Annotated in this window: 31 protein-coding genes and 1 tRNA gene; 20 read left to right on the top strand and 12 right to left on the bottom strand. The window is 62.6% G+C overall.

Annotation, left to right across the window (positions count from 1 at the left end; genetic code table 11):
• Nucleotides 1–53 precede the first annotated feature (53 nt).
• The 5 genes from ACMU_RS09595 to ACMU_RS09575 all read left to right on the top strand — a co-directional run bounded on the left by ACMU_RS09595 (nucleotide 54) and on the right by ACMU_RS09575 (nucleotide 5,511).
• A complete protein-coding gene (locus tag ACMU_RS09595) occupies nucleotides 54–518 on the top strand; it encodes a hypothetical protein (protein WP_035259024.1) in 465 nt (154 codons plus the stop codon).
• A 50-nt stretch (nucleotides 519–568) separates the two neighbouring features.
• Nucleotides 569–2,518 carry a DNA primase gene (dnaG, locus tag ACMU_RS09590; RefSeq protein ID WP_035259022.1) on the top strand — a complete coding sequence of 650 codons (1,950 nt, stop codon included), beginning with the start codon at nucleotides 569–571 and terminating at the stop codon, nucleotides 2,516–2,518.
• Between the two features lie 118 nt (nucleotides 2,519–2,636).
• Complete coding sequence (rpoD, locus tag ACMU_RS09585) at nucleotides 2,637–4,622, top strand: RNA polymerase sigma factor RpoD (RefSeq protein ID WP_035259020.1); 1,986 nt, start codon at nucleotides 2,637–2,639, stop codon at nucleotides 4,620–4,622.
• Nucleotides 4,622–4,906 (top strand): HlyU family transcriptional regulator, encoded by a 285-nt coding sequence (locus ACMU_RS09580; RefSeq protein ID WP_035259018.1) that lies wholly within the window; start codon nucleotides 4,622–4,624, stop codon nucleotides 4,904–4,906. The genes rpoD and ACMU_RS09580 overlap by 1 nt, the downstream gene beginning before the upstream one ends.
• 110 nt (nucleotides 4,907–5,016) lie before the next feature.
• Nucleotides 5,017–5,511 carry an SRPBCC family protein gene (locus tag ACMU_RS09575; protein ID WP_236626246.1) on the top strand — a complete coding sequence of 165 codons (495 nt, stop codon included), beginning with the start codon at nucleotides 5,017–5,019 and terminating at the stop codon, nucleotides 5,509–5,511.
• Between the two features lie 16 nt (nucleotides 5,512–5,527).
• Here ACMU_RS09575 and yghX read toward each other — a convergent pair whose 3' ends face one another.
• Entirely contained in the window at nucleotides 5,528–6,424 is an 897-nt protein-coding gene (yghX, locus tag ACMU_RS09570; RefSeq protein ID WP_035259679.1) for a YghX family hydrolase, read from the bottom strand.
• Between the two features lie 73 nt (nucleotides 6,425–6,497).
• Here yghX and ACMU_RS09565 point away from each other — a divergent pair, with 73 nt between their 5' ends.
• Entirely contained in the window at nucleotides 6,498–6,911 is a 414-nt protein-coding gene (locus tag ACMU_RS09565) for a secondary thiamine-phosphate synthase enzyme YjbQ (protein WP_035259678.1), read from the top strand.
• Between the two features lie 54 nt (nucleotides 6,912–6,965).
• Here ACMU_RS09565 and ACMU_RS09560 read toward each other — a convergent pair whose 3' ends face one another.
• Entirely contained in the window at nucleotides 6,966–7,394 is a 429-nt protein-coding gene (locus ACMU_RS09560) for a MarR family winged helix-turn-helix transcriptional regulator (RefSeq protein WP_035259014.1), read from the bottom strand.
• Nucleotides 7,395–7,482: 88 nt separating this feature from the next.
• Between ACMU_RS09560 and ACMU_RS09555 the strand changes: the two genes are divergently transcribed.
• From ACMU_RS09555 to ribD, 3 genes are all read left to right on the top strand, one after another.
• On the top strand, nucleotides 7,483–8,157 hold the full coding sequence (locus ACMU_RS09555) for a glutathione S-transferase family protein (RefSeq protein ID WP_035259012.1): 675 nt from the start codon (nucleotides 7,483–7,485) through the stop codon (nucleotides 8,155–8,157).
• 85 nt (nucleotides 8,158–8,242) lie between these two features.
• Nucleotides 8,243–8,713 (top strand): transcriptional regulator NrdR, encoded by a 471-nt coding sequence (gene nrdR, locus ACMU_RS09550; RefSeq protein ID WP_035259011.1) that lies wholly within the window; start codon nucleotides 8,243–8,245, stop codon nucleotides 8,711–8,713.
• A complete protein-coding gene (ribD, locus tag ACMU_RS09545) occupies nucleotides 8,710–9,840 on the top strand; it encodes a bifunctional diaminohydroxyphosphoribosylaminopyrimidine deaminase/5-amino-6-(5-phosphoribosylamino)uracil reductase RibD (protein ID WP_236626232.1) in 1,131 nt (376 codons plus the stop codon). The genes nrdR and ribD overlap by 4 nt, the downstream gene beginning before the upstream one ends.
• On the opposite strand, the gene ACMU_RS09540 is transcribed toward ribD, so the two are convergent.
• From ACMU_RS09540 to ACMU_RS09530, 3 genes are all read right to left on the bottom strand, one after another.
• Nucleotides 9,808–11,823: a capsular polysaccharide biosynthesis protein gene (locus ACMU_RS09540; protein WP_035259009.1), complete on the bottom strand. Its 2,016-nt coding sequence runs from the start codon at nucleotides 11,821–11,823 to the stop codon at nucleotides 9,808–9,810. The two genes, ribD and ACMU_RS09540, sit on opposite strands and share 33 nt — an antisense overlap.
• A gap of 16 nt (nucleotides 11,824–11,839) precedes the next feature.
• Nucleotides 11,840–12,970 carry a polysaccharide biosynthesis/export family protein gene (locus ACMU_RS09535; protein ID WP_236626231.1) on the bottom strand — a complete coding sequence of 377 codons (1,131 nt, stop codon included), beginning with the start codon at nucleotides 12,968–12,970 and terminating at the stop codon, nucleotides 11,840–11,842.
• Between the two features lie 118 nt (nucleotides 12,971–13,088).
• On the bottom strand, nucleotides 13,089–14,420 hold the full coding sequence (locus ACMU_RS09530; protein ID WP_051588228.1) for a capsule biosynthesis protein: 1,332 nt from the start codon (nucleotides 14,418–14,420) through the stop codon (nucleotides 13,089–13,091).
• Nucleotides 14,421–14,583: 163 nt separating this feature from the next.
• On the opposite strand from ACMU_RS09530, the gene ACMU_RS09525 reads away from it, so the two are divergent.
• The 6 genes from ACMU_RS09525 (at nucleotide 14,584) to ACMU_RS19460 (ending at nucleotide 18,216) form a co-directional block, all read left to right on the top strand.
• Nucleotides 14,584–15,198: a riboflavin synthase gene (locus ACMU_RS09525; RefSeq protein WP_035259007.1), complete on the top strand. Its 615-nt coding sequence runs from the start codon at nucleotides 14,584–14,586 to the stop codon at nucleotides 15,196–15,198.
• Nucleotides 15,195–15,764, top strand: a complete 570-nt coding sequence (locus ACMU_RS09520) for a hypothetical protein (protein WP_035259673.1) — start codon at nucleotides 15,195–15,197, stop codon at nucleotides 15,762–15,764. The genes ACMU_RS09525 and ACMU_RS09520 overlap by 4 nt, the downstream gene beginning before the upstream one ends.
• An 89-nt stretch (nucleotides 15,765–15,853) precedes the next feature.
• Nucleotides 15,854–16,963: a 3,4-dihydroxy-2-butanone-4-phosphate synthase gene (gene ribB / locus ACMU_RS09515; protein WP_035259004.1), complete on the top strand. Its 1,110-nt coding sequence runs from the start codon at nucleotides 15,854–15,856 to the stop codon at nucleotides 16,961–16,963.
• Nucleotides 16,964–16,966: 3 nt separating this feature from the next.
• Nucleotides 16,967–17,509: a 6,7-dimethyl-8-ribityllumazine synthase gene (locus ACMU_RS09510; protein WP_035259002.1), complete on the top strand. Its 543-nt coding sequence runs from the start codon at nucleotides 16,967–16,969 to the stop codon at nucleotides 17,507–17,509.
• Nucleotides 17,506–17,970 carry a transcription antitermination factor NusB gene (gene nusB / locus ACMU_RS09505; protein ID WP_035259000.1) on the top strand — a complete coding sequence of 155 codons (465 nt, stop codon included), beginning with the start codon at nucleotides 17,506–17,508 and terminating at the stop codon, nucleotides 17,968–17,970. The genes ACMU_RS09510 and nusB overlap by 4 nt, the downstream gene beginning before the upstream one ends.
• Nucleotides 17,971–18,075: 105 nt before the next feature.
• Nucleotides 18,076–18,216 carry a hypothetical protein gene (locus ACMU_RS19460; RefSeq protein ID WP_161635658.1) on the top strand — a complete coding sequence of 47 codons (141 nt, stop codon included), beginning with the start codon at nucleotides 18,076–18,078 and terminating at the stop codon, nucleotides 18,214–18,216.
• On the opposite strand, the gene ACMU_RS09500 is transcribed toward ACMU_RS19460, so the two are convergent.
• Nucleotides 18,213–19,109: a LysR family transcriptional regulator gene (locus ACMU_RS09500; protein ID WP_035258998.1), complete on the bottom strand. Its 897-nt coding sequence runs from the start codon at nucleotides 19,107–19,109 to the stop codon at nucleotides 18,213–18,215. The genes ACMU_RS19460 and ACMU_RS09500 overlap by 4 nt on opposite strands.
• A gap of 84 nt (nucleotides 19,110–19,193) precedes the next feature.
• On the opposite strand from ACMU_RS09500, the gene ACMU_RS09495 reads away from it, so the two are divergent.
• On the top strand, nucleotides 19,194–19,835 hold the full coding sequence (locus tag ACMU_RS09495; RefSeq protein WP_035258996.1) for a class I SAM-dependent methyltransferase: 642 nt from the start codon (nucleotides 19,194–19,196) through the stop codon (nucleotides 19,833–19,835).
• Nucleotides 19,836–20,043: 208 nt separating this feature from the next.
• On the opposite strand, the gene ACMU_RS19065 is transcribed toward ACMU_RS09495, so the two are convergent.
• Together ACMU_RS19065 and ACMU_RS09485 are read right to left on the bottom strand one after the other, a co-directional pair.
• A complete protein-coding gene (locus ACMU_RS19065) occupies nucleotides 20,044–20,889 on the bottom strand; it encodes an SRPBCC family protein (protein WP_081805476.1) in 846 nt (281 codons plus the stop codon).
• The gene (locus ACMU_RS09485) at nucleotides 20,882–21,211 is read right to left on the bottom strand and encodes an ArsR/SmtB family transcription factor (RefSeq protein WP_035258993.1); all 330 of its coding nucleotides are present in this window, start codon (nucleotides 21,209–21,211) and stop codon (nucleotides 20,882–20,884) included. Before ACMU_RS09485 ends, ACMU_RS19065 begins: the two co-directional genes overlap by 8 nt.
• A 114-nt stretch (nucleotides 21,212–21,325) precedes the next feature.
• On the opposite strand from ACMU_RS09485, the gene ACMU_RS09480 reads away from it, so the two are divergent.
• The gene (locus tag ACMU_RS09480) at nucleotides 21,326–21,784 is read left to right on the top strand and encodes an MmcB family DNA repair protein (RefSeq protein WP_035259669.1); all 459 of its coding nucleotides are present in this window, start codon (nucleotides 21,326–21,328) and stop codon (nucleotides 21,782–21,784) included.
• Nucleotides 21,785–21,802: 18 nt separating this feature from the next.
• On the top strand, nucleotides 21,803–22,348 hold the full coding sequence (locus ACMU_RS09475) for a P-loop NTPase family protein (RefSeq protein WP_035259667.1): 546 nt from the start codon (nucleotides 21,803–21,805) through the stop codon (nucleotides 22,346–22,348).
• 1 nt (nucleotide 22,349) lies between these two features.
• On the opposite strand, the gene ACMU_RS09470 is transcribed toward ACMU_RS09475, so the two are convergent.
• Nucleotides 22,350–22,547: a DUF6324 family protein gene (locus tag ACMU_RS09470; protein ID WP_035258991.1), complete on the bottom strand. Its 198-nt coding sequence runs from the start codon at nucleotides 22,545–22,547 to the stop codon at nucleotides 22,350–22,352.
• A gap of 102 nt (nucleotides 22,548–22,649) precedes the next feature.
• On the opposite strand from ACMU_RS09470, the gene ACMU_RS19915 reads away from it, so the two are divergent.
• Together ACMU_RS19915 and ACMU_RS09460 are read left to right on the top strand one after the other, a co-directional pair.
• Nucleotides 22,650–23,555 carry a bifunctional helix-turn-helix transcriptional regulator/GNAT family N-acetyltransferase gene (locus ACMU_RS19915; protein WP_035258989.1) on the top strand — a complete coding sequence of 302 codons (906 nt, stop codon included), beginning with the start codon at nucleotides 22,650–22,652 and terminating at the stop codon, nucleotides 23,553–23,555.
• A 64-nt stretch (nucleotides 23,556–23,619) separates the two neighbouring features.
• Nucleotides 23,620–23,696: transfer RNA gene (locus tag ACMU_RS09460), tRNA-His, on the top strand.
• Nucleotides 23,697–23,974: 278 nt separating this feature from the next.
• Here the strand turns inward: ACMU_RS09460 and ACMU_RS09455 are convergent.
• Genes ACMU_RS09455 through ACMU_RS09445 form a run of 3 tightly spaced genes read right to left on the bottom strand, consistent with a single transcriptional unit; the run spans nucleotide 23,975 to nucleotide 26,044 of the window.
• Nucleotides 23,975–24,922, bottom strand: coding sequence for an alpha/beta fold hydrolase (locus ACMU_RS09455; RefSeq protein WP_035258987.1), 948 nt, complete (start codon nucleotides 24,920–24,922; stop codon nucleotides 23,975–23,977).
• 18 nt (nucleotides 24,923–24,940) lie between these two features.
• The gene (locus ACMU_RS09450) at nucleotides 24,941–25,564 is read right to left on the bottom strand and encodes a pyridoxamine 5'-phosphate oxidase family protein (RefSeq protein WP_035258984.1); all 624 of its coding nucleotides are present in this window, start codon (nucleotides 25,562–25,564) and stop codon (nucleotides 24,941–24,943) included.
• A gap of 15 nt (nucleotides 25,565–25,579) precedes the next feature.
• Complete coding sequence (locus ACMU_RS09445; RefSeq protein ID WP_035258983.1) at nucleotides 25,580–26,044, bottom strand: nuclear transport factor 2 family protein; 465 nt, start codon at nucleotides 26,042–26,044, stop codon at nucleotides 25,580–25,582.
• Nucleotides 26,045–26,058: the final 14 nt, after the last annotated feature.

Genomic DNA, 26,058 nt, shown 5'->3' with positions numbered 1-26,058 from the left:
GCACGGATGGCCTCCCCTTATGTAAAGCAAATTAACATAGGGGGAGGCCATCCGTGTTGTTGGCTGTTCATTTTCTACATATTGCAGCAGGTGTTTTCTGGGCCGGCGGGGCGCTGTTTTTGGCGTTGGTTTTGTATCCGTCCATTGCCGCCGGAAGCGGTATGGTGGCCGCAAATGTCCTGGCCCGTATTTCGCGGGTATCCGGGCTGGCTCTGGGCTCGGCAGGGGGATTGACGATGCTTCTGGGGTTGGCGCGCGCCTGGACAAGCGGGGCAATCGCAGGGTTTGGAGACATTTTGTCAACCTATGGCGTTCTTGTGATCGTGGCTTTCCTGATGGCGGGCATTCTGGATTCACGCATCAAGGCGGCGCGCAAAGATCTGGAAGCCCTGTCACAGAATTGCGATGCCTTTCAGGCCAAAGCCCCGGCGCGCGCCCGTCGTTTTGCGATCGAAGCGCCGGTTCTGATTACGGCCATTCTGGTGATCATGGTGGTGCTGGGCATGGGGGCGTATTAAGCGCGCACGCCCACTGGACACTTGCTGGTCGGCGGCTCAATATATGACGCATGTCGCTGCCCCCCGGTTTCCTTGATGAATTGCGCACCCGCCTGTCGCTCAGCGACGTGGTGGGCCGCAAGGTCATGTGGGACAGCCACAAATCGAACCAGGCCAAGGGCGACATGTGGGCACCTTGCCCGTTCCACCAGGAGAAAACTGCCAGCTTCCACGTCGACGATCGCAAAGGGTATTACTATTGCTTCGGCTGCCACGCCAAAGGGGATGCGATCACCTTCGTGCGCGAGACCGAAAATGTCGGCTTCATGGAAGCGGTGGAGATCTTGGCCGGCGAGGCGGGAATGCAAATGCCGGCCAGCGATCCGCGCGCCCGAGAAAAGGCGGACCGGCGCACGCAGTTGCATGAGGTCATGGAACTTGCCGTGCAGTTCTTCCGCCTGCAGCTGCAAACAGGTGCGGGCTCGCCTGCGCGGCAGTATCTGGCGGGGCGGGGCCTGCAAGACGAGGCGCTGGCCCGGTGGGAGATCGGCTATGCCCCCGGCGGTTGGCAGGCGCTTTGGGACCACTTGCGCGGCAAGTCCGTTGACGAAGATCTGATTCTGGCCGCGGGCCTTGCCAAACCGTCGAACCGTGGCGGCAAGCCCTATGACACGTTCCGCGACCGCATCATGTTTCCGATCCGCGACGCGCGCGGTCGGGCCATCGCCTTTGGCGGTCGCGCAATGGATCCGGATGACAAAGCGAAATACCTGAACTCGCCCGAGACCGAGTTGTTCGACAAAGGCCGCAGTCTTTACAATCACGCGCGGGCGCGCGAGGCAGCGGGCAAAGGTGCGCCGTTGATCGTGGCCGAGGGGTATATGGACGTGATTGCCCTGTCGGAGGCTGGCTTTACAGCGGCCGTGGCGCCCCTGGGTACCGCCGTGACCGAGCATCAGCTGGCTCATCTTTGGCGCATATCACCCGAGCCGACCATCGCGCTGGATGGGGACCGGGCCGGTATGGCCGCCGCGTTGCGGGTGATCGACCTGTCATTGCCTCTGATCGAGGCGGGACAGTCGCTGCGTTTTGCCGTCATGCCACCGGGGCAGGACCCCGATGACGTGATCCGTGCCGCAGGCCCCCCCGCCATTGCCAAGCTATTGGATGAGGCCAAACCCATGGTTCAGTTGCTTTGGCAACGCGAGACCGAGGGTAAAAGTTTTGACAGCCCCGAACGCAAGGCCGCGCTGGACAAGGACCTGCGCGCCGCCATCGGCCGGATCAAGGATCCGTCTATCCGGCAGCATTACGGTGAAGAAATTCGAAACCTGCGTTGGCAATTGTTTCGAATGGCGCGTCCGCAAGGGCAGGGCAAGCGTGGCGGCCGTTTTGCGCCGCGTGGTCCCGCGGTTCTGTCGTCCACCAAAGGTTCTGCCCTTGCTGCTGCCGACGATCAGTTTCCCGAAGCACTGCGCGAAGCTGTGATCCTGGCCGGGTTCGTGACCCATCCAACCCTGATCACGCAGTTCGAAGGCCCGCTGGAAGTGCTCGATTTCACGGGCGCAGAACATCAACGCTTGCAAAATGCTCTGCTGCGCCATGCCGAAGCAGACAATTTGCGCGCTGAGTTGGAGGCGGATTTGGGCACGGGTCCCCTTGAAAACCTGTTTGCACTGCGCCATGTGCAAATATCACCCCCGCAGGTCAGTCCGCAGAATACCGAAAAAGCCGCCCTTTGCCTGGGCGAAGAGATTCAGAAACTGCAAGCGGCGCGCGGATCGGCCCGTGAGGTGGCCGAGGCCGTGCAGGATATTGACGGCCTGGCAGATGAGGGGCTGACATGGCGGCTCAGTCAGGCCGCCGAGGCGCGCAACAGTGCCGGGCGATCCGGCAATGAAGAGCGCGGGGAATTCGAAGTTGGGCCCAACGGAGCCCGGATGGACAAGGAAGAGCGTAACGCCTTTGACGAGTTGCTGAACCAGATCGGCTTTGGGCAGGACGCAGATAAGGGGCCGTGACGATACGGCCATGATTGAATAAAGAAACACAGCTAAACGGGTGTGCATCCGGTTGATTCGCGGTATTGATTCGCAGAACCGCCAAAACGAATCACCCGCCCCGTAGCAGGAGCAAAACATGGCCGCAAAAGACACTGACGACAGCAAGACCGACGTTCAGGACCAGGATGTCTCGCTCGATATGAGCCAGGCCGCGGTCAAGAAGATGATCGGCGATGCGCGTGAGCGGGGCTATATCACCTATGAACAGCTGAACCAGGTTCTGCCGCCGGATCAGGTCAGTTCGGAACAAATCGAAGACGTGATGTCGATGCTGTCCGAAATGGGCATCAACATCATCGAAGAGGAAGAGGCCGAAGACGAAGAGCAAAAAGGCTCGACCGAGGTTACCACCACTTCGAATTCGCGCGAGGTTACCGTCGCGCAGACCGAAACCGAAAAGCTGGACCGCACCGATGACCCGGTGCGCATGTATCTGCGCGAGATGGGCTCGGTCGAACTGCTCAGCCGTGAGGGCGAGATCGCCATCGCCAAGCGGATCGAGGCCGGCCGCAACACCATGATCTCGGGCCTGTGCGAAAGCCCGCTGACCTTTCAGGCCATCACCATCTGGCGTGACGAATTGCTGAGCGAAGACATCCTGCTGCGCGATGTGATCGATCTGGACGCAACCTTTGGCCGTTCGATGGACGGGGAAGAGGACGACACCGCACCGGTCGCGGACGTCGCCGCCAACACAGATACCAAGCCCAAGGCCGAAGCGCAGCCCGAACTGGACGCCGACGGCAACCCGATCAAGGCTGAAGAAGAAGACGACGAAGACGAACAGGCCAACTTGTCCCTGGCCGCGATGGAAGCAGCGTTGAAGCCGCAGGTATTGGAAACACTGGACCTGATCGCGCGCGACTATGCCATGTTGTCCGAGATGCAAGACATGCGGATGTCGGCCACCCTGAACGAGGATGACAGTTTCTCGGACAAAGAAGAGGCTGCGTATCAGAAGCTGCGCCAGGAAATCGTCGACCTGGTGAACGAACTGCACCTGCACAACAACCGGATCGAAGCGCTGATCGACCAGCTTTACGGCATCAACCGCAAGATCATGTCGATCGACAGCGGCATGGTGAAGCTGGCCGACCAGGCGCGCATCAATCGCCGCGAATTTGTCGAGGAATACAAGGGCTCCGAACTGGACCCAACCTGGATGGAGCGGATGGCCGCCAAGCCCGGCCGCGGCTGGCAGGCCTTCACCGAACGCTCGCAGGACAAGGTCGAGGAACTGCGCGCCGAGATGGCGCAGGTCGGCCAGTATGTGGGCGTCGATATCGGTGAGTTCCGCCGCATCGTGCAGCAGGTGCAAAAGGGCGAGAAAGAAGCACGTCAGGCCAAGAAAGAGATGGTCGAGGCCAACCTGCGCCTGGTGATCTCGATTGCCAAGAAATACACCAACCGTGGCCTGCAATTCCTTGATCTTATTCAGGAAGGCAATATTGGCCTGATGAAGGCGGTGGACAAGTTCGAGTACCGCCGCGGCTATAAATTCTCCACCTACGCCACCTGGTGGATCCGTCAGGCGATCACCCGGTCTATCGCCGATCAGGCCCGCACGATCCGTATCCCGGTGCACATGATCGAGACGATCAACAAGCTGGTGCGTACCGGCCGCCAGATGCTGCACGAAATCGGCCGCGAGCCGACGCCGGAAGAACTGGCCGAAAAGCTGCAAATGCCGCTGGAGAAGGTTCGCAAGGTGATGAAGATCGCCAAGGAACCGATTTCGCTGGAAACCCCCATCGGCGACGAAGAAGACAGCCAGCTGGGCGATTTCATCGAAGACAAGAACGCCGTGCTGCCGCTGGATTCCGCCATTCAGGAGAACCTGAAGGAAACCACGACCCGGGTTCTGGCCTCGCTCACCCCGCGCGAAGAACGCGTGCTGCGCATGCGGTTCGGTATCGGTATGAACACAGACCACACGCTGGAAGAGGTGGGGCAGCAGTTCAGCGTGACGCGCGAACGTATTCGTCAGATCGAGGCGAAGGCCCTGAGAAAGCTGAAACATCCCAGCCGCTCGCGCAAACTGCGCAGCTTTCTGGATCAGTGATGTCGATCCTGTCGCGCCTGTTTGGCAGCAAACCCAAGCCCGAGGCGGAACCCGTCACCTATGAGGGGTTCCGCATCTTTGCCGCACCGATGAAAGATGCGGGCGGCTTTCGGGTAGCCGCGCGGATCGAGAAAGACTTCGATGGCGCGGTAAAGACCCATCAGCTGGTGCGTGCCGATGTCTGCAACGCCGAGGATGTCGCCATCGAGGTATCGATCCGCAAGGCGAAACAGGCCATCGACGAACAGGGCAACCATTTATTCGACCAACGCCCCCCTGCCTGACCCCACACCAGCCTTGTCCGAATCCGGCAAACTGGTAGCCTGTGCCTGAATTTTCAGCAAAAGGTGTAGGTATGTCCGTTCTCAAATGGATTTTTCGTATTGTTATCTTGGTGTTGGCGGTTTTTCTGATCGGCGCGTTCTTCCTGCCCAAGGAAACATCCGTGGCGCGGTCGATCGCGATCGACGCCCCGGCTGAGGAGATTTTCCCGCATGTCGCCAACCTGAAAGCGACCGAAGCCTGGTCACCCTGGCTCAGCCGTGACCCCGAGGTGCAGCTGACCTATGGCGACGTGGCCGAGGGCGTGGGCGCAACGATGACCTGGGCCTCGGACCACCCGCAAGTGGGCAGCGGCAATATGGAGATCGTCGAGGCCACCGCACCCAGCCACCTGAAAACCGCGCTGGATTTTGGCGACATGGGCACCGCGATGGCCTATTTCGACCTGGTCGCGCAGGGCGACGCCACGCAGGTCACCTGGGGCTTCACCAGCGACAATGGCAACAACCCCATGCTGCGCTGGATGGGGTTGATGATGGATGGCTGGGTTGGTCCGGACTACCAGAAGGGTCTGGAAAACCTCAAGAATCTGGTCGAGGGCGCCTGACGCCCCCGAGCCGTGGTCACGACAGGTGCTGCTTGAAAAAGTCGATGGTGCGCTGCCATGACAGCTCGGCCATCGCTTCGTCGTAACGCGGCGTGCTGTCGTTGTGGAACCCGTGATTGGCGCCGGCATAGATATGCGCGGTATAGGTTTTGCCGTTGGCCTTCAGCGCCGCCTCGTAGTCCGGCCAGCCTTCGTTGATGCGTGTGTCCAGCTCGCCGTAATGCAGCAGCAGCGGCGCCTGGATGCGCGGCACGTCTTCGGCACGGGCCTGACGGCCGTAATAGGGAACCGAGGCGCCCAGTTCGGGATAGGCCACCGCCATGGCGTTGCACACGCCACCGCCATAGCAGAACCCGGTGCAGCCGATCTTGCCCGTGGTATCAGAATGGCCTGCAAGGTATTCATAAGCCGCGAAAAAATCGTTCATCAGCTTGGTGCGGTCGACGGTGCGCTGCAGCTCGCGCCCCTCGGCATCGTTGCCCGGATAGCCGCCGACGCTGCTCAGCCCGTCGGGCGCCAGCGCGATGAACCCGGCCTTGGCAACGCGGCGCGCGACATCCTCGATATACGGGTTCAGGCCGCGGTTTTCGTGCACCACAACAACGGCGGGCAGGGGGCCGGTGGCGCCGGCGGGTTTCACGTAATAGCCGCGCACCTGCCCATGGCCGTTGGGCGAGGGATAGGTGATGTACTCGGGCGTGATGTCGGGATCGTTAAAGCTGACCTGTTCGGCCAGCGCATAGTTCGGGCTGAGCATGCTCAGCAGCGCAACAGCGGTCACTCCGCCCACTGCGAACTTGCCGGCGCGGTCCAGAAACTCGCGCTTGGTGATTTTGCCATGCGCGTAAAAGTCATACAGATCAAGGAGTTCCTGGTCGAAATCCTTGGCGGTCATCCGGGGTTCGGGTGTCATCTTGTTCATGATTGCCTCCCTGTGCAATGACACAGATGATAGCGCAGAATCGCGCAAGCCCGGGGGGCTGATCATGCAAACGAAGTTCACAATCGCGACACGGGGGGCGGGGCTTTACGAGTTCACCGGCCAGGTGGCGCGCTGGGTGCAGGGCGACGGGTTGCTGACGCTGTTGGTGCGGCACACGTCGTGCAGTTTGCTGATCCAGGAGAACGCCGATCCCGAGGTGCAGACCGACCTGCAGAACTTCTTTCGCCGGTTGGTGCCACCCAGCACCGATCCGTCGATGGGGTACCTGACCCACACCTACGAGGGGCCCGACGACATGCCCGCGCATATCAAGGCGGCGCTGTTGCCGGTCAGCTTGCAGATACCGGTGTCGGGCGGGCGGATGGCGTTGGGCACGTGGCAGGGGATTTACCTGTTCGAGCATCGCGACCGGCCGCATACGCGCCACATCGCGGCGCATTTTGCGCCCGACGGCTGAGTGGCATAGTTTAACGGGGTTTTGCATCTTTCGGCCCCATGAAAACCCCGAAGTTTAAACTTTGTCTGCCGGGCCGATCTGCGACAACAACCGCGTGAGGCGCGCCAGCTGCGGGTCGGCCAACCCGTCGAACCCGGCGCGCAGCGCGGCGTCGTAAACCGGCCACATGGCGGCGCGCGTGGCCCGACCGTCGGGTGTCAGGGACAGTAAGTGACCACGCCCATCGGCAGGATCGGGCTGTCGGGAAATCAGGCCCGCCGCTTCGATCCGCGACAGCAGGCGCGACAAACCGTATTGCGGTAACAACAGCCGAGGCTCCAGATCTTTGGGGCGCATCGGGTCGGGGGATTGCTCCAGTTCCCACAGGACATCGTACCACGCCAGCGGTGGAAGGCCGGCGGCTTTCAGCCCGGCCTCGACCCCGGTCAAAAGATGAGTATGCGCGCGGGCCAGCGCAATCCAGGTTTGGGTGTGGTTCGACATAGGGTAGGAATATGCAAACGCATGTACCTTGACAATCCTCTAGGCGCACCCATTTACATGCAATCGCATGTAAAATCGGAGCTGCCCCATGACCAACCTGACCCTGATCAGCCACAGCCTGTGCCCTTATGTACAGCGCGCCGCGATTGCCTTGACCGAGAAAGGGGTGCCCTTCACCCGCCGCGACATCGACCTGTCGAACAAACCAGAATGGTTCCTCGAGGTCTCGCCCATGGGTAAGACGCCGGTGCTGCTGGTGGAGGGAGTGGCGGTTTTCGAAAGTGCCGTGATCGTCGAATACCTGGAGGACACCCAACCCAACCCGCTGCACCCCGCCGACGCGCTGGCCCGTGCGCGGCACCGGGGATGGATCGAGGTCGCCTCGGCGTTTCTGAACGACATCGCGTCTTTCTACGCCGCCGACAGCGCCGAGAGACTGGCCGCAGCCGCCGTGCGGATGCGGACCAAGGCCGAGAAGCTGTCGGATGTTCTGGGTGACGGTCCGTATTTCGATGGCGCACGGTTCAGCTTGGTCGACGCGGCGTTTGGCCCGGTGTTTCGCTATTTCGACCTGTTCGACGACATCGGCAATTTCGGCGTGTTCAACGGGTTGGACAAGGTTCAGACCTGGCGCCGGGCCGTGGCGGCGCGCCCGTCGGTCCGCGACGCGGTGGCGCCGGATTACACCGCGCAGCTGGCCGGTTTCGTGGCCCGGCGCGGCGCGTATCTGAGCGAGTTGCAGGAAAAAGCCGCCCGCGGCTAGTGGCGAAAAATCTTCTCTACACAAACCCTAGAGGGCGTCCTATAGTACCTGTGGATAACTGGGGTTCTGGACCAAGGGGAAGGCCATGCGCTGTCCGTTCTGCGGAAATGTCGATACTCAGGTAAAGGATTCGCGCCCGGCTGAGGACCACGTGGCCATTCGGCGGCGCCGGTTCTGCCCGGCCTGCGGGGGGCGGTTCACAACCTATGAACGCGTGCAGCTGCGGGATCTTGTCGTGATCAAGTCCAATGGCCGCCGTGAAGATTTTGACCGGGACAAGCTGGAACGTTCGATCCGCATTTCGATGCAGAAACGACCCGTCGACCCCGAGCGTATCGACCAGATGATCTCGGGCCTTGTGCGGCGGCTGGAAAGCATGGGCGAAACCGACATTCAGTCCAAGATGATCGGCGAGATCGTCATGGAAGCGCTGGCACGGATCGACACCGTTGCCTATGTTCGGTTTGCCAGTGTTTACAAGAACTTCCAGGCCGCGGACGATTTCGAAGACTTCGTTTCCGAACTGCGCCCTGACGTCAAACCCGAAGGGGGATGAGCGGGATGGATGACCGGCGCTATATGGCGCTGGCGCTGAGCCTCGGAGCGCGGGGGCTGGGTCAGGTTTGGCCGAACCCTGCGGTGGGCTGCGTGATCGTCAAGGATGGGCGGATTGTTGGGCGCGGGCGTACGGCGCCGGGCGGGCGGCCCCATGCCGAGCCGCAGGCTCTGGCGCAGGCGGGCGATGCGGCCAGGGGTGCCACGGTCTATGTCACGTTGGAGCCCTGTGCGCATTACGGCAAAACTCCGCCCTGTTCACAAGCTTTGATCGACGCCGGTGTGGCACGGGTGGTTTCCGCGTTGGAAGACCCCGATCCGCGTGTTGCGGGTGGAGGGCATGCGATGCTGCGGGCGGCAGGTATTCAAGTTGAAACCGGCCTGATGGCGGGCGCGGCGCGGGCTGCACAGATCGGGTTTCTGACCCGGATCGAACAAGGCCGTCCCATGGTAACGTTGAAACTGGCCAACAGTTTCGACGGGCGCATCGCCACGGCGGCGGGTGAAAGCCAGTGGATCACCGGACCGGCGGCGCGGCGCATGGTGCACGCGATGCGCATGCGCCACGATGCGGTGCTGGTTGGTGGCGGCACGGCACGGGCTGATGACCCGATGCTGACCGTGCGCGGCATGGGGGCGACACAGCAGCCGGTGCGCGTGGTGGCCACGCGGCGGCTGGACGTGCCTTTGGACGGGCAGTTGGTGGGCTCGGCGCGCGAGGTGCCGTTATGGCTGGCCCATGGGTCGCGCGTTTCAAAAACCCCGCGCGAGGCGTTGCTGGCAGCAGGGGCGAAACTGATCGAGGTGCCGGTGTCGCCCGGTGGCGGTGTCGACGCGCCGGCGTTGTTGCAAGCGCTGGGGGCCGAGGGGCTGACACGCGTGTTCTGCGAAGGTGGCGGGGCTCTGGCGGCGGCGCTGTTGCAGGCCGATCTGGTGGACGAACTGATCGGGTTCACCGCCGGGGTGGCTTTGGGCGCCGAGGGGCGACCGGCCATCGGCGCGCTGGGGATCGACGCGCTGTCCGAGGCGCCGCGGTTCGAACTGGCCGACACGCGGGCAGTAGGTGGCGATGTGATGCATGTGTGGCGGCGCGCCTCAGCGCCACAGATGGGCGCGGCTGGCCAATAGGCCCTGCGCCTTGGCCAGCAGGCGGTTAAGCGGCCCGCCGGTATAGACCTTGCCGCTTTCCAGACGATCCAGCGCAACTTCGACCGGGCAGGGGCGCCCGGTGACGGGGTCAAGATAGCGCGGATAGTCGATCAGCGTGGCGTGCACGAGACCGGCCAGGTCGGGCCGTGCGCTGCGCCGCGCGGGCACCGGGCCCAGGTCGCGCGTGAGCCCCCAACCGGCGTAGAAGGGCGCGCCCAGCGTGGTGACGGGCAACCCGCGCACCAGCGCCTCGAACCCCATCAGCGACGTGAGGGTCCAGACCGCATCGGCCGCCGCCAGCGCTGCGTCGGCGGGCACGTCGGTCAGCACCAGATCGGCCAGCCTTTGGGCGTCAACCGCGCCGGGACGCAGGCCGGCCTCGACATCGGGGTGGGGTTTGTAGGCGATGATGGCATTGGGGTTTTCGGCGCGCGCGCGTTCCAGAAGGGCGCGGTTGGTGGCCTCGGCCCCGCATCCCAGGCGGATGGAGGCGTCATCCTCAACCTGACCGGGAACCAGGATCACCTGGCCCGCGGGCAGGTTGGGTAGGGGGCGGCCGGGCAGGTTGTACTTGGTGGCGCCGGTGCGGCGCAGGCGGGTGATCAGGTTGATGGCGCGGGTGCGCTGAGCATCAGTCAGCGTTTGGCGCCGCTCAATCAGCCGCTCGACGCGGCTTCTTCGCGAGGGGTCGTAGTAGATGCCGAGATCGTCGAGGACCAGCGACAGCGGCGGGACCAGCGCCGCGCCCAGCCCGCGCGAGCGCAGAAAGCCGTCTTCGACGCGGGTGACATGTGCCTCGGGCGCGGTTTTGCCGGCCCAGGACATTTCGCGGGCGCCGGTCGGGGCGTCGTCGCGCAGGAAGCGCACGGGCGTGGATGCGCCAAAGAAGCGCTGCATATGTGGGCGTTTCCACAGGCGGATATGGCGGGCCTGCCAACCGGCGTGATCGTCGCGCCACGCGCGAGTTTCGGCATCCAGAATGTCGATGGCGCGTTCCAATGAACAGAGTTCATCGCGAAACGGGTCGTACCATTTGGGCGCGAGGATCATCGCGGCGGCAAAAATTTGTGCGCGGGTCAGACGGCGTTCGCGACGGGGCACCGGGGCCTCGTCCTGCGTCAGGCCCCAGCCGCCATAGAAGGGTTGCCCAAAGACGCGGGGTTTGTGGCCGGCCAGGATCGCCTCGAACCCCAGTTGCGAGGAATAGGTGTAGACGGCGACAGCCCCATCGAGCAGTGTCCAGGGCGAAACTGGATCGTCGAAAAGCTCAATGTTTCCCGTGGCCTGATCGGCGGTGAAATGGCCCACGCGTTTGCCGGCGCGGGTTTCGGGGTGGGTGCGGATCAGGATGCGGGCACCGGGGTTTTCGATCTGGGCGAAGGCCAGCATCTCGCGGAACTGGGCCTCTCCGCCACCCGTGGCCGTGACCGAGGCGTCACCCGCCGTTTGATCCACCACCACCACATAGCCGGGATCGGGCGCGGGCAGGGCGGGGTCAAACCCGGTATATTTGGTCAGGTGCAACTCGTGCAGGCGGGCGCTGGCGTCGCGGGCGCGGTTCAGCAGCGCGGTATCGTCCAGCGGGTGTGTGGCCAGCAGATTTTCCAGATCGCTGGGCGTGGTGGGGTCAAAATGAACGCCGTTCGTGTCCAACATCAGGCCCAGCGGCGGACCGCCGCCGGCGCGGCCCGGCAGGATCGAGCGCAAAAACGCATCCTCGACCCGCAGGATCGGCGCACCGGTGCGCGCCGCCACGGCCTGACCGCGCGGGGCAGTGGGCGATTGGCCCCAGACGCCCACCATGTCGCCCGCGCCCGGTTTGCCCAGCGTCACGCGATAACCCGACAGCGCCAGGATACGCCGGATACGCGATTGCGTCAGGAACCCGCCATTATAGACGAAAAGACGCCGGAGCCTTTCAGCCCCGGCGTTCAGGTTGTCAGGGGCGGCCTCGTTCGCCACGTGCCGCGCCCTGTCTTTACTGTGCCAGCGAGTTCAGCGCGTCGGCTGAGGCGGCGGTGCCAGTGATGGCCGACAGGGTTTTCTGCCATTGCACGAACGGCGCTTCGGTCACGTAAACCGTGTCATCGTCGCGGACGGCAAAGTCGCGGGCCATGAACATGCCGTTGGGTTCGGTCAGGTTCAGCACATAGATCATACGCTGGTCCCCAATCAGGTCGTCGCGGCCCAGTACCACATTGGCGATCTCGGCCGGTTCGTTGCGCAGAACAAAGACGCCGGTGGGGTCGGCGAGGTTCGAATTCAGGCCGCCAACCTGTGCGATGGCCTCGATGGCGGACAGGGACTGTGTGTCAAACCGCACGCGGCTTTGACCTCCGGTGGCCCCCAACGCGGTGAAGGCGCGGGTGTCTTCCTCGACCAAAATCTTGTCACCGCCGCGCAGGGCGATATCGAGCTGCGGGTTCTCGAACAGGTCCTGGAACCAGATCTTGCCGCTGTGGGTGCCGCGCTGCACGGTGATCTGGGCGATCTCGGGCGGGATGGTGATGCCGCCAGCCGAGGCGATCATGGCCGACAACGTGCGGGTGGGCCGTTCGATGGCAAAGACACCCTGGCCGCCAACCCCGCCGATGATCGACACGGTCGAGCCGTCGCCGGCCACCCGGCGCACCACAACCTGCGGGTCGGGCGTCTGGGCGTCCAGTTTCTCGGTGATGATCTGGCGCAGGCGTTCAGGCGTGTTCCCGGCGGCGCGGATGCGACCGGCGTAGGGAATGAAGATAAAGCCCGAGCCGTCCACCTGAACCTCGTCCAGGGTAGAGACATTGATGCCTTGACCGGCCAGCAGGCCGTCATCGACGTTTTCGTAAACCGTCAGGCCCAGCGTGTCGCCGGGGCGGATCGTGTCGGACCCGATCACGCCGGCATTCTTGAACGCGTCGGAAAAGCCCAGCGCAGGTACAATCGACGTGGCCCGAGTGACACGGTCATTGACCGAAACCACGAAGGCGTCGCCTTGTTTCTGGACCGATCCGGCAAAGATTTCGCGTTTGTTGGGGCCCGATCGCGGCAGGCCACAGGCCGCCACGGTGGATACCAGTGCCAGCAGGGCAATGGCCCTGGCACTGCGGGATGCCTTGATTTTCACTGCTCGGGCTCCTCGTTTCTTGGTCTGCCTCGGGTGTGTTTTTTATAATTTGTACTGATTCTACATAAATTTGGGGGCCAAAGCTAGAGTCTGTTTTGGCCGCGGGCGTGGTTATGCGTCAGTGCACCACTTGCAGCGCTTGCCGGGGGGCGGCATGGCCGAGGCGCAGCATGTCGTAGGGGTCGTCGGGGGACAGCATCAGGTCGACCACCTGACGCAAAAGATAGCGGCGACCGCGCGACGAATAAAACCCGCCGGGGATCTGCGAGGTTTCCAGAAGGTAGCGGCGATAATCGCGATAGGCGCGGGCATCGGGGCGCTTGGGGCGGGTAAAGAACTCGGGCAGGGCCTGGGTCGAGACAAATTCAGGTTTGGCGAAGACCGCGTCGCCGAACACTTTCAGCGGCAGCCCGCGCCACAGCACCTGTTGCGCCGCGGTGGAGTTCACCGTGATTGCCGACCGTGCATGGTCCAACAACGCCGCCAATTTACCACCGGGCACGTAATGCACGCGGTTTGCCACGCCCAGCTTGCGCGCCAGCCGGCGGATTTCACGACGCAGGGGCGCGCGGCCATCTTCCAGCGGATGGGCTTTGAACACCATGTGGTGGTGTTTCGGGGCACCTTTGGCAAAGCCTTCGATACACACCTGCAGGAACTCGGTCATCGACGAAAACGGGCTGTGTGTCTGAAAGCTGGCATCGTGTTCCAGCTGCAGCAGCACGAGGTGATATGGAAAACCGCCATAGCGCACGCGCATGGTTGATTGCGCCCGGTCCAGCGCGCGGAAGGGCATCGAGACCAGACGTTTGAGGTAGAGTTGGAACTCTTGCGATACGCTCAGATCGCGATGCGGCCTGAACCCGTCATAGGTGCCGTTTCTGAACATCACCTGGAAGTGATAAAGGGCACCGTAGAAAATGTGATGGCGCATGTCGCCCCAGCGCGCCGGGGCGGGGGCCGGATCGGCATCAACCCCGTCCAGATCGGACTGCATGTCGGCGACATCCACCTGCATCAGGCGGGAATGGCCGTTGGATCCGTTGCGTTCGTAGGTCACCCAATAGGGGCGCAGGTAGCCTTCTTCGAAGACATGGATTTGCAGGCCGGCCCATTTGGCAACTTCAATGGCCTGTGCGTGCATGGGGCGCGTGTCGCCATAAAGCACCAGATCGGTAATGCCCTGCGCTTCGACCAGTTTTGCAACGTATTGGCGCCAGTTCTCGGGGCTGTCGGTAAAGGCGTGATAGGCGCCGCTGCGGGTCCAGAACATCTGATCGCCGCGGTTGAAACCCACACGGCAGACCTTGTGCCCGGCAGTGGTCAGCATCGCCGCAAGGCGGGCAAAGAACGGCCCGTGCGGCCCCTGAAGAAACAGGAAATGCCGCGACTGATCGCGTTCCCCCGTCACTGTGCGCACCCGCCGTTTGTCATACCCGACCCAATCCATAAATCCGATGTGCCCGCATCGGGGCACAAAGTCATTAAAAAAGCTCTGTGCCCTGCAAAAGCGGCTGATTTTGGGCGGAGGCGTGGCAGGCGCGCGGATATTGCGTCTTGTTCTGGCGACCTGCGCGGACTAACTGAGGGGTAACACCGAAAGGAGCGCGCCTATGTTCACTGGCATCATCACCGATATCGGCACCGTCCGGCAGGTCACGCAGCGCGGCGATCTGATGGCGCGGATCGGCACCAGCTATGACCCCGAGGGGATCGATCTGGGTGCCTCGATTGCCTGTGATGGTGTGTGTCTGACCGTGATTTCGCGCGGAACGGACGAGGTTGGCAATTGGTTCGATGTGGAGATCTCGGCCGAGACAGTGTCGAAGACTAATATTGGTGGCGCAAACCTTTGGGCGCCGGGGCGGCAGTTGAACCTTGAACGGGCATTGAAGGTTGGCGACGAACTGGGCGGGCATATCGTGTCGGGCCATGTGGATGGTCTGGCCGAGCTGATCGCGATGGAAGACGAGGGCGACAGCACGCGCATGACCTTCCGTGCACCCGATGAACTGGCCCGTTTTATTGCGCCCAAAGGCTCGGTCACGCTGAACGGCACATCGCTGACGGTGAACGAGGTCGACGGTGCGACCTTCGGCATCAATGTCATCCCGCATACCAAGGCGGTCACGACATGGGGTGGGGTTGCCGTGGGCGACTCGATCAACCTGGAGATTGACACAATGGCCCGCTATGTGGCGCGCCTGACCGAATGGCAGGCCGCATGAGCCGCGCAGTGATTGGCCACAATAACGGCCCCACGATGGAGGCCGGCACCAGCTGGCGCAGACATTGCTGGGGCAAGGCGCGGCGCGACTTGTTGCCCAGCCTGCCGATTGAGGTTGTGCGTGGCAGGGTGCGGCGCGCGGCCGAGATCGGGCTGAACTATCGTACCTATGCGACCGTGCGTGCGACAACGGGCACCGATATCGTGGCATTTCTGTTTTCTTCCAACGCCTTGCGCCTGTTTCGGGCTGATCAGACGATGGAGGCAGCGCGGGCCGACAAGCTGCGCGATCTGGTCAAAGTTGCCCGGTTAGGCGCGGCGCAACCACCGCTGCGTGGCCGGGATCTGAGCGCGATGGGCGACCTGATTGACCTGGCCGCCGACGCGCCGCGTTTCACCGACAGCGCCGCAATCACGCGCGACAAGCTGCGCGCATTGCTGGCGCAGGGTGGGGTCACGCCGAAATCGGTTCTGGTGGTGGGCGAGACCAGCGACGAGCGCACCTGGTCCCTGCATGGCCGCATGGCCGGGCACCTGACCGGCGCGCAATATTTCACGGATCAGTAACGCAAGGACACTAGGCCGCGTATATGGTATTGCCCTCTGGCCATCCGCTGGCCCTTGGGATAATGCAGCGCCGTTGAACGGAGACTTTGATGTCAGACACAATGGAACCCAATTACGGCGACGCCATCTCGTCGACGGAAGAGATCATCGAAGATGCGCGCAACGGGCGCATGTTCATCCTGATCGACCACGAGAACCGCGAGAACGAGGGCGATCTGGTGATCCCCGCGCAGATGGCGACGCCCGATGCGATCAACTTCATGGCCACCTATGGGCGCGGTCTGATCTGCCTGTCGCTGACCGGTGACCGGATCGATGCGCTGGACCTGCCGCTGATGTCGTCGCAGAACTCGTCGCGGCACGAAACTGCGTTCACCATTTCGATCGAGGCGCGCGAAGGCGTGACCACCGGGATCTCGGCCGCTGATCGCGCGCGGACGGTTTCAGTGGCAATCGATCCCACCAAGACCGGCGCCGATATCGCCACGCCGGGCCATGTCTTCCCGCTGCGCGCGCGCAAGGGCGGGGTTCTGGTGCGGGCCGGCCATACCGAGGCCGCGGTGGATGTCAGCCGCCTTGCCGGGCTGAACCCGTCTGGTGTGATCTGCGAGATCATGAACGAAGATGGCAGCATGGCACGGCTGCCTGACCTGGTGGCCTTTGCCCAGAAACACAATCTGAAGATCGGCACGATCAGCGACCTGATCGCCTATCGCCGCCGCCACGACAATCTTGTGCGCGAAAGCTCGGTCCGGTCGATCCGGTCGGAATTTGGCGGCGACTGGATGATGCGTATCTTCACCGACGAGACCCATGGCAGCGAGCATATCGTTCTGACCAAGGGCGACGTTTCATCGCCCGAACCGGTTATGGTGCGCATGCACACGCTGCACCCGATGCTGGACGTGGTGGGCACAGGCCCGATGGGCCGTGCCGACGAATTCCGCGACGCCATGAAGCTGGTCGAGGCCGAGGGCCGCGGCGTTGTGGTCTTGCTGCGCGATGTCGAAATGAAATTGCAGTTGGACGACTCGGTGTCGCCCGTGACGCTGCGCCAATACGGTTTGGGAGCACAGATCCTGTCGGCTCTTGGGTTGAGCGAACTGGTTCTGCTGACCAACTCGCCGCGTCCCAAGGTCGTGGGGCTTGAGGCTTACGGTCTGTCGATCGTCTCTACCAAACGCATTTCAGGGGAATAAACCATGGCCGGTTCCGAAAGCCACTATATCCTGCCGCTGCCCAGCTTTGACAAACCGGTCAAGGTGCTGATCGTGGTGTCGCCTTATTACAAGGACATCGCCGACAATATGGTCGCGGGCGCCAAGGCCTCGCTTGACGCGGCAGGCGCCACGTACGAGCTGATCGAGGTGCCCGGCGCGCTGGAGATCCCGGTGGCCATCGGGCAGGCGCACCGGTTGTCGAACTTTGACGGCTACGTGGCGCTGGGTTGCGTGATCCGCGGCGAGACCACGCATTACGATACGGTTTGCAATGACAGCTCGCGCGGGCTGACGCTGCTGGGGTTGCAGGGCGCGTGCCTGGGCAATGGCATCCTGACCGTGGAAAACCGCGAGCAGGCCGTTGTGCGAGCGGACCCGGACCAGCAGAACAAGGGCGGCGGCGCAGCCGAGGCCGCGCTGCACCTGATCGCGTTGCAACGCAAATGGGGCAAACCCGACAGCGGCGTGGGTTTCCGCCCCACGGGCAGCTTTCAGGTTGCAGGCGAAGGAACCGACCACGCATGACCAAGGCCCCCAATAAACGCCAGATGAAATCGGCCGCGCGTCTTTACGCCGTGCAGGCACTGTTTCAGATGGAGCATTCGGCCCTGAACCTTGACCAAGTGCGCAAAGAGTTCACCGACCACCGGTTCGGCATGGAACTGGCCGGGGATGAACTGGCTGAAGGTGACGCGATCCTGTTTGCGGACGTTCTGGAAGGCGCGGTGACCAACCAGGCGCAGATCGACCAGATGACCGACCGGGCGCTGGCGGCCAACTGGCCCATCGACCGGATCGACCCCACCCTGCGCGCGCTGTTCCGCGCCGCCGGGGCGGAACTGGTGGGCAAGGACACGCCCCCCAAGGTGGCAATCACCGAATATGTCGACGTCGCCCGCGCCTTTTTCCCCGAAGGCCGCGAGCCGAAATTCGTGAACGCGGTTCTTGATCACATGGCCCGCGAAGCGCGGCCTGAGGCGTTTTAAGCGCCGATCCATACACAAACGCATATCCCATCGCCGGTTTTCGAGAATTCCGGCGGGGGCCGCATGCGCATAGACATGAGCTCAAGAAGAAACGGAGCCATTGATATGCAAAACACGCTGATTTCCCTGATGGATATTGACCCGCGCCACGCCTCCCGCCTAAGCGGTTTGGCTGACCTGATGACCGTTTTGGGTGGGCGGTTGGCCCAAGTTGTGACCCGCCACAGCGTGCGGGCGCGCGCTTAGGTTTTGAAACCGCCCAGGTATTCGGCCAGCAGGTCAAATACAACCCGGATGCGGCGGCTTGTGTGCAGCTCGCGATGGGTGGTCAGCCAGACGGGAAACTCGATCGGATCTGCGTCGGGCAGCACTCTTTGCATCTCGGGCGCGGCATCGCCCACCACATCGGCCATCACCGCAAGGCCCAGACCGGCCCGCGCCATGGCCCACGCGGCATTGCCGTTTTTTGAGCCCATGGGAAAATTCGCGGCGCTTAGGGGCACACCAATGTTGGCCAGGAATTCCAACGTCCGGTTTAAGTCGCCGAACAGCACAAATTCGTGGTTCACAAGGTCTGCGAGTGTCTTGGGCGTGCCTTTGCGCGCAAGGTATGCGGGCGCGGCATAGAAATTTGCCCTCTGGTTGCCGATCAGCCGTGCCATCAGGTCGGACTGTTCCGGGCGCACGTGGCGTATGGCAATGTCGGCCTCGCGGCGCTGAAGGTCGCTGATCTCGTTCTCGGCCACCACGTCAACCTGCAGATCGGGCGCGATGCCGCGCAATTGCAGCAGGAACCTGGGCAAAAGGTCGGCGGCAAATACGTCCGAGCAGGTGATCCTTACCGTACCGTCAATGGCCTGGCTGCGCCCCTCGGCCATCAGGGATACGCGGGTTGCGGCCTCGGCCATCTCGCGCACATGGGTCAGCAGATCACGGCCAGCCGGTGTCAGCTCCAGCTTTTTGCCGATCCGTTCAAACAGGACGACGCCCAGCTCATCCTCCAGCGCGGCCACCTGCCGGCCCAGCGTCGGTTGGGTCTGCTTCAGGGCGCGCGCGGCGGCCGAGAGCGAGCCCTCTTCGGCGGTGGCCAGAAAGGCGCGGACCTGATTCCAGTCAAAGGCGATGGCGTCCCAGTTCATGCATTCCTGTATATAGGTTGCAGAGATTTCGGCAATTTTGTTGGCAGGGCGGCGGGGCTATCTTGGTTGCAAAGGAGACATCTTATGCATGAAAACGCCGCTTTCTGGGACAAGATCGCAGATAAATACGCCGCGCGCCCCATCGCCGACATGGACGCGTATGAATATACGCTGAACCGCACGCGCAGCTATCTGGGCGCCGATGACCACGTGCTGGAGCTGGGCGCGGGCACCGGGGGCACTGCGCGCCTTTTGGCACCGGGTGTGGGGCAGTATACCGCCACCGACCTGTCGCCGGCGATGGTTGCCATCGGCCAGCGCAAGGCAGCCGAGGAGGGGATCGACAACCTGACCTCGCGCGCGGGTACTGTTGAAGAGGCCCTGGCCGATGAAACCCCGCTGGACGCGGTCCTGGGTTTCAACATCCTGCACCTGTTGCCCGATCAGGCGGCGGTGGCGCGGCTGGCGCATAAACGCCTGAGGTCCGGCGGCTATTACATCACCAAAACCCCGTCACAGCCCGACGGGCAGGCAGTGGCGTTCTGGCTGATGATGAATGTCGCGGTGCCGGTGATGCGCCTGCTGGGCCGCGCGCCTTACGTGAACCTGCCCAAGATCACCGAACTGGAGGCCGGGATCACCGCCGCAGGGTTCGAGATCATCGAGACCGGCAATTACCCGGCCAAGGCGCCGCCGGCGCGCTATATCGTGGCACGGAAACTGTAGGTAAGCGGCGGGACCACCAACAACCGTTGAGGCGTTTAATTCCCGAGGACCTGTATATACAGGTGGGCGCCAGGTAAACGGACCAGGATCCGAACAGAGCCAGCTCCCTCGGAATTGCTTAAGGCCACCGGAATTTTGCCACAGAAACGCGAAGGGCAGAACCCGCCACCGACCCACATAAGGGCCGATGGCGGGCAGGGCAAGGGGGTCAGCGGGTTTCCGGCATCGGGGTTTCGCCGGACAGATGCGCGCGCAGGCTGGTTTCAAAATATTTCTGCCAGCCGCGGGTGCAGACATCGTGGCAGGCCAGATCGGCGTTCAGGCCCTGATGGGTCAGGGTGATGCGGCTGCCGCCGGGTTCGGGGCGGATATGCCAGATCAGGCTGGTGCCGGCCCATTCGGTGGCGTCGTCCACATCCTCGATCAGCATATTGGCGTCGCGGCAATGCCAGTGGTACCCGCCATCATCGTCGCCGGCGAAGTCAAAACTGACATGGCTGCCGCCGAAATGCACGGTGACGCCATTATCGGACCGGTCCACGCGTTTTGACCACCAGATATCCATCTCGTCAAAAATTGCCACCTTTGCCGTCTCGGGCGTGGCGGGCACGGTGATGGTTGCCGAGTAATCGCCTGTGGCGTCGGCCTCGGCCAGCACGTGCAGATTGCCCAGAAAGGCGTGCCAGCCTTTGTCCAGCGCCAGCACAAGGCCAAAGGCCTCGGCGGTTTCGGGCAGCCCGGCATGGGCCATCGTCAGCCGCGTGCCGCCCGGCGCGTCGGCCAGATGCCATTCGACGGTGGACATTGCGCCCTCCATCGGGCCAACGGTGAAATCCCATTTCATGTATTCGGGCGCGCGCATCTCGATCACCTTGCCCCAGCACATGCGATCACCGTCGCGGCCGTTGCGCAGGGTGTAATCCTGCCCCTCGGCCAGGGGGGCGTCGGCGGGGTGGAACCAGCGCTCCATCTTGGCGGGGTCGGTCAGGTATTGCCAGACCACCATGCGCGTGGCGGGCAGGAATACGGATTTGCTGATGGTTGTGTCAGTCATCGGGGGCCTCATAGGTTTCAATGGCAGATTTCAGGGCGGCCAGGCGGTCGTCCCAGAAGATGTCGAATGTGGTCAGCCAGTCGATCACCGGCTTCATCCCGTCGCGGCGCAGCCGGTTGACGCGTTCGCGCCCCTGCGGCTGCACCTCGATCAGCCCGCCATCGGACAGTACGGTCAGGTGCTTTTTGACGGCGGCGCGGGTCATGGTGAATTGCTCGGCCACCTGCGCGATGGTCATGTCCTGCGCGCTGAGCAGATGCAGGATCTCGCGCCGGGTTGGGTCGGCCAGGGCGCGAAAGGTGGCTTGGGTATGTGGGGGCATGGGGCCTCCTGTTGTGATACCATTTGGTGTTATATTGATGCGATACCTTTTGGTATCACGTCAAGTCCGATCTTTTGCTTGCCTTTTGTTCATGAATTGTTCACGCTGGCGCGCATGAGCGATCAAATGCAACCCGGGCAACTTTTGGCGCGTGGCGTGTGCCGCCACATGCGCGCCTATGACTTTGTTACTGTTGAAGAACTTGTACCAACGCGCGGGTTGCGAGTGGATGTGATGGCCTTGGGCCCCAAGGGCGAGATCTGGGTGATCGAGTGCAAATCCAGCCGCGCCGATTTTATGTCTGACAGCAAGTGGCAGGGCTATCTGGAATGGTGCGACCGGTTCTTCTGGGCGGTGGATGAGGCGTTTCCGACCGAGCTTTTGCCCGACGATACCGGGCTGATTCTGGCCGATGCCTATGATGCCGAGATCATCCGCATGGGGCCCGAGGACAAACTGCCGGCGGCACGGCGCAAGGTGATGATGCAAAAGTTCAGCCGCCACGCGGCGCTGCGGCTACAGGCGTTTCGCGACCCCAAACCGGGCGCCTTGTGGGTGGACGAATCCCCATAATTGGCTATGGCTGCGGCCATGCAACGCGTGATGATCATCGGCCAGCCCGGATCGGGCAAGTCCACCCTGGCGCGGGCGCTGGGGCAGGCGGCGCGGCTGCCGGTGATCCATATCGATCACATCCACTGGAAACCCGGTTGGCAAGAACGCGCGCGGGCCGAGAAAACCGCGATGTGCCTTGAGGCACAGGCCCGGCCCGAATGGGTGTTCGAGGGCGGCCATTCCACCACATGGGCCGATCGCGCCGCGCGCGCGGATACGGTGATCTGGCTGGACCTGCCGCTGTGGCTGCGTGGCTGGCGAGTGCTGAAACGCACGTTGCGGTATTACGGGCGGACGCGGCCCGATTTGCCTGAAAATTGCCCCGAGCAGTTTTCGTGGGAGTTTTACCGGTTTATCTGGACCACCCGCCAGTCATGGCAGGTGAAGGCGCAGGCATTGGTTGACGGGCTGGGCCCCGACAAAACCGTCTATCACCTGCAATCGCCGCGGCAGGTGCGGGCCTTTATGGCCAATATGCGCACCGCACTGGCCCAGGGGAATCTGGGCCGGCCGCATCGCTGAACTACTTCTTGTCCTTTGCCATCGCGCGGGCACGGTTGGCTGCGGCCTTGATCTCTTCGGCGATCTCTTCGGCCTCGTCGGGGTCAAAGTCCAGCGGCAGGTCGATGCCGTTGCCTTCGACATAGATGCGCACCATGCCCAGCGTGGTTGGGCCGATTTGCAGATTTGCGGCGATTTCGCTTTCGCTGTTGATGCCCATGGGGTGCCTCCGGTTTGACTGGCGTTGAGGTATCGTGGCGTGCTGAGAGGGGCAAGGGGAGAATCACTTGACAAAGTCAAGTAATTTGCCTCAGATACCGGCATGGACAACATTGACACAATCCGCGCCTTTAACCGTTTCTATACCGCACGACTGGGCGTTCTTGACCGGGCCTATCTGGACAGCGGGCACAGCCTGGGAGAGGTGCGCGTGGTGTTCGAGCTGGCGCGGGAGCCCGGCCTGACGGCGCGCGATCTGGTGGCGCAGCTGCAGGTGGACGAGGGGCAGCTGAGCCGCAGCCTGAAGGCGATGGAGCGCAACGGTTTGATCATCCGCAAACGCAGCGAGGCCGACGCGCGGCGGGTAGAATTGTATCTTAGCCCGGCTGGTGAAGAGCTGAACGCCATGTGTGTTCAACGCTCGCGCGCGGGTATCGCGGCGATGTTTGCGCAGGCCGGCCCGGGGGCTGTGACGCAGGTGGCCGAGGCATTGGACGGGGTGCAGCAGGTGCTGGGCGGTAGGCCCGAGCCCGTGCAATTTCGCGACCTTGCCCCCGGCGACGCGGGCTGGGTTCTGCAACGTCATGCGGAACACTATTGTGGGAACGAAGGGTTCGACGACAGCTTTGAAACTTTGGTGGCCGGGATCATCCAAGATTATCTGCGCGACCGTGACCCGGCGGTGGAGCGGGCCTGGATCGCCCACCGCAATGATCAGCGGCTGGGCTGTATTTTCTGCGTCAGGGGACCGGAAGCCAAGCAAGCCAAGCTGCGCATGTTCATGGTAGAGCCCGCGGCACGCGGGCAGCGTCTGGGCCTGCAATTGTTGAACCTTTGTGTCGACTGGGCGCGGGACAAAGGGTTCGAAACCATGGTGCTTTGGACCCATGAAAGCCACCGCGCGGCCTGTGCCTTATACGCGCAAAACGGGTTCGTTTTGATGTCTTCAGAACCGGTGCGCAGCTTTGGTTTGGACCTTGTCGAACAGAGCTGGATGAAAACTCTTTAGGCGTCATTTTAGTGACATCTGGCCCTTGCATTTGCTGCGCGTCGAGAGTAAATCGCTTCGGCGTGCCGCCTTAGCTCAGTTGGTTAGAGCGCCTGATTGTGGATCAGGAGGTCCCCCGTTCGAGCCGGGGAGGTGGTACCATCCCCCCCAGACACATTGATTTCACAGAACGGCGACGCGCAGAAGTTCGCCCAGCAGAACGAACAGGGCCGTGATCGGAAACGGGGCGGCAAGCGGGCGATGGCGTTTGAACATGTCTGTCTCCTCGTAAATTCGTGTGTGAATGGTGTGATCTCGATTTGTTGATCTCAATATATCGCAAAAATGGGTGAAATCACCAAAAAACGGCCCATTTATTCATTCACCCTGAGCATAATACCTATGCTGCGGGCCCGGCGAACCGGACCCGCGGGGGGATGTCAGTGGTCGATCCGGGCCAGGAAATCCAGCATCTCGGCGGCGATCACAGCGCCCTTGTCTTCCAAAGCGAAATGGCCGGTATCCAGCAGGTGGAACTCGACATCGGTGAGGTCTTCTTTGTAGGGGTGCGCGCCTTCTGCCGGGAAGATCGGGTCATTTGCCCCCCAAACCACCAATGCCGGCGGCTGGTGCTCGCGCAGCAGCTCTTGCCATTGCGGGTAACGCTGGGGGTTGGTGCGGTAGTCGTAGAACAGCTCCAACTGCACCTCCTGATTGCCCGGACGGTCCAGCAGGTACTGGATGTGCCAGTAGTTGTCGGGGCTGATGACCGAGGGGTCGGCCACGCCGGTCACGTATTGCCACTTGGTGCCGTCGATGGTCAGGAACGGGCGCAGCGCGTCGGCATTGGCCGCGCTGGGATCGGCCCAATAGGCGCGCAGTGGATCCCAGAATTCGCGCAGGCCTTCCTCGTACGCGTTGCCGTTCTGGATGATGAAACCGGTCACGCGTTCGGGGTTGTTGGCGAACAGGCGATAGCCAACTGGTGCGCCGTAATCCATCACGTAGGCCGCGAATGTGTCGATGCCTTTCTGGTCCAGCAGACCTTCGACATGGGCCGTCAGATTGTCGAACGTATAGTCGAATGCGTCGGCCGGGGGCATGTCCGAGGCGCCATAGCCCACATAGTCGGGTGCGATGACGTGGTAATCGCCGGCCAGCTCGGGGATCAGGTTGCGGAACATATGCGACGAGGTCGGAAAGCCGTGCAGCAGCAGCACGGTGGGGTTGGCGGGGTCGCCGGCCTCGCGATAGGCCACGGTCAGCCCGTTCACCTGCGCGGTTTTCAGCGCCACGTCAAAGGTCGAGATCTGCGCCGCTTGGGCAGCGCCAGACAAGCCGATACCGGCCAGCACCGCCGCGGCGATGCTGTTCGTTAGAAAGTTCATGGTTTGCTCCAGTTTAAGTTAGGACTTCAGTTGGGCCCGCAAAGCCTCGATTTCGGCCTGAAGGGCCGCGATCTGGTTGCGCATTTCTGCATGCACAGGTTCCAGTTCTGACAGGGTAAAGCGTTGCGGAATATGCTGCGGGCAGTTCCAGTCCAGCGCAGCAATCTTGATGACGTAAAGCCGCTCGATGGGTTGCTTGGTGCCCTCCATCCGCAGGGTTTCCGTCAAATCGGGGTGGTCGGCGGGGTCACGGATGTCGACATGTCCCAGCACTTTGAGGCGGCGCTGATTGGGGTAGTCCACAAGGATCAGTGCCACACGGTCATCGCCGGACAGGTTCCCGGTCGAGATATATTGCCGGTTCCCGCGCAGGTCGCCAAAGGCAATGGTCCGGCTGTCGAGCACGCGCAGGAACCCCGGGCGCCCACCGCGAAACTGTACATAGGGCCAGCCGCTGGACGACACGGTTGCCTGAAAGAAACCGTCGCGTTCGTGAATAAACTGTGCCTCTTGCGGGCCAATTTCGTCGCCGCCCTGATATTCGGGGCCACGATACTTGGCATAGGCGGCGGCAGAGCCGTTTTTCTCTTGCAACGCAACAACTTCGGGTGTGAAGGCAATGTCGTGATAGGCCAGCGGCATGGGGGTTCTCCGCGCTTACAGGTTGAGGTCGGACAGACCGGGGTGGTCATCCGGACGACGGCCTTGCGGCCAGTGAAACAGGCGGTCTTCGGGCTGTATCGGCAGATCGTTGATCGAGGCGAACCGGCGCGCCATACGGCCATCGGTATCGAACTCCCAGTTCTCGTTGCCATAGCTGCGCGTCCAGTTGCCTTCGGCATCGCGCCATTCATAGGCAAAGCGCACGGCGATGCGGTTTTCGGTAAAGGCCCAAAGCTCTTTGATCAGGCGATACTCATGCTCGCGCTGCCATTTGCGGGTCAGGAAAGCGTGGATTTCCGCATGACCGCGGGGAAACTCGGCCCGGTTCCGCCAGATGCTGTCGTCGCTATAGGCGGGCGTCACGATATCAGGGTTACGGGTGTTCCACGCATCTTCGGCGGCGCGCACCTTTTGTGCGGCGGTTTCAGCGGTGAAGGGGGGCAGGGGTGGACGGGACATGGCAGTTCCTAAGT

It is taken from the genome of Actibacterium mucosum KCTC 23349 (assembly GCF_000647975.1).
In the GTDB taxonomy this organism is placed as follows: Bacteria; Pseudomonadota; Alphaproteobacteria; order Rhodobacterales; family Rhodobacteraceae; genus Actibacterium; species Actibacterium mucosum.
Note: the sequence above shows the minus strand (reverse complement) of the source record. Positions and strands in the feature narration are given on the sequence as shown.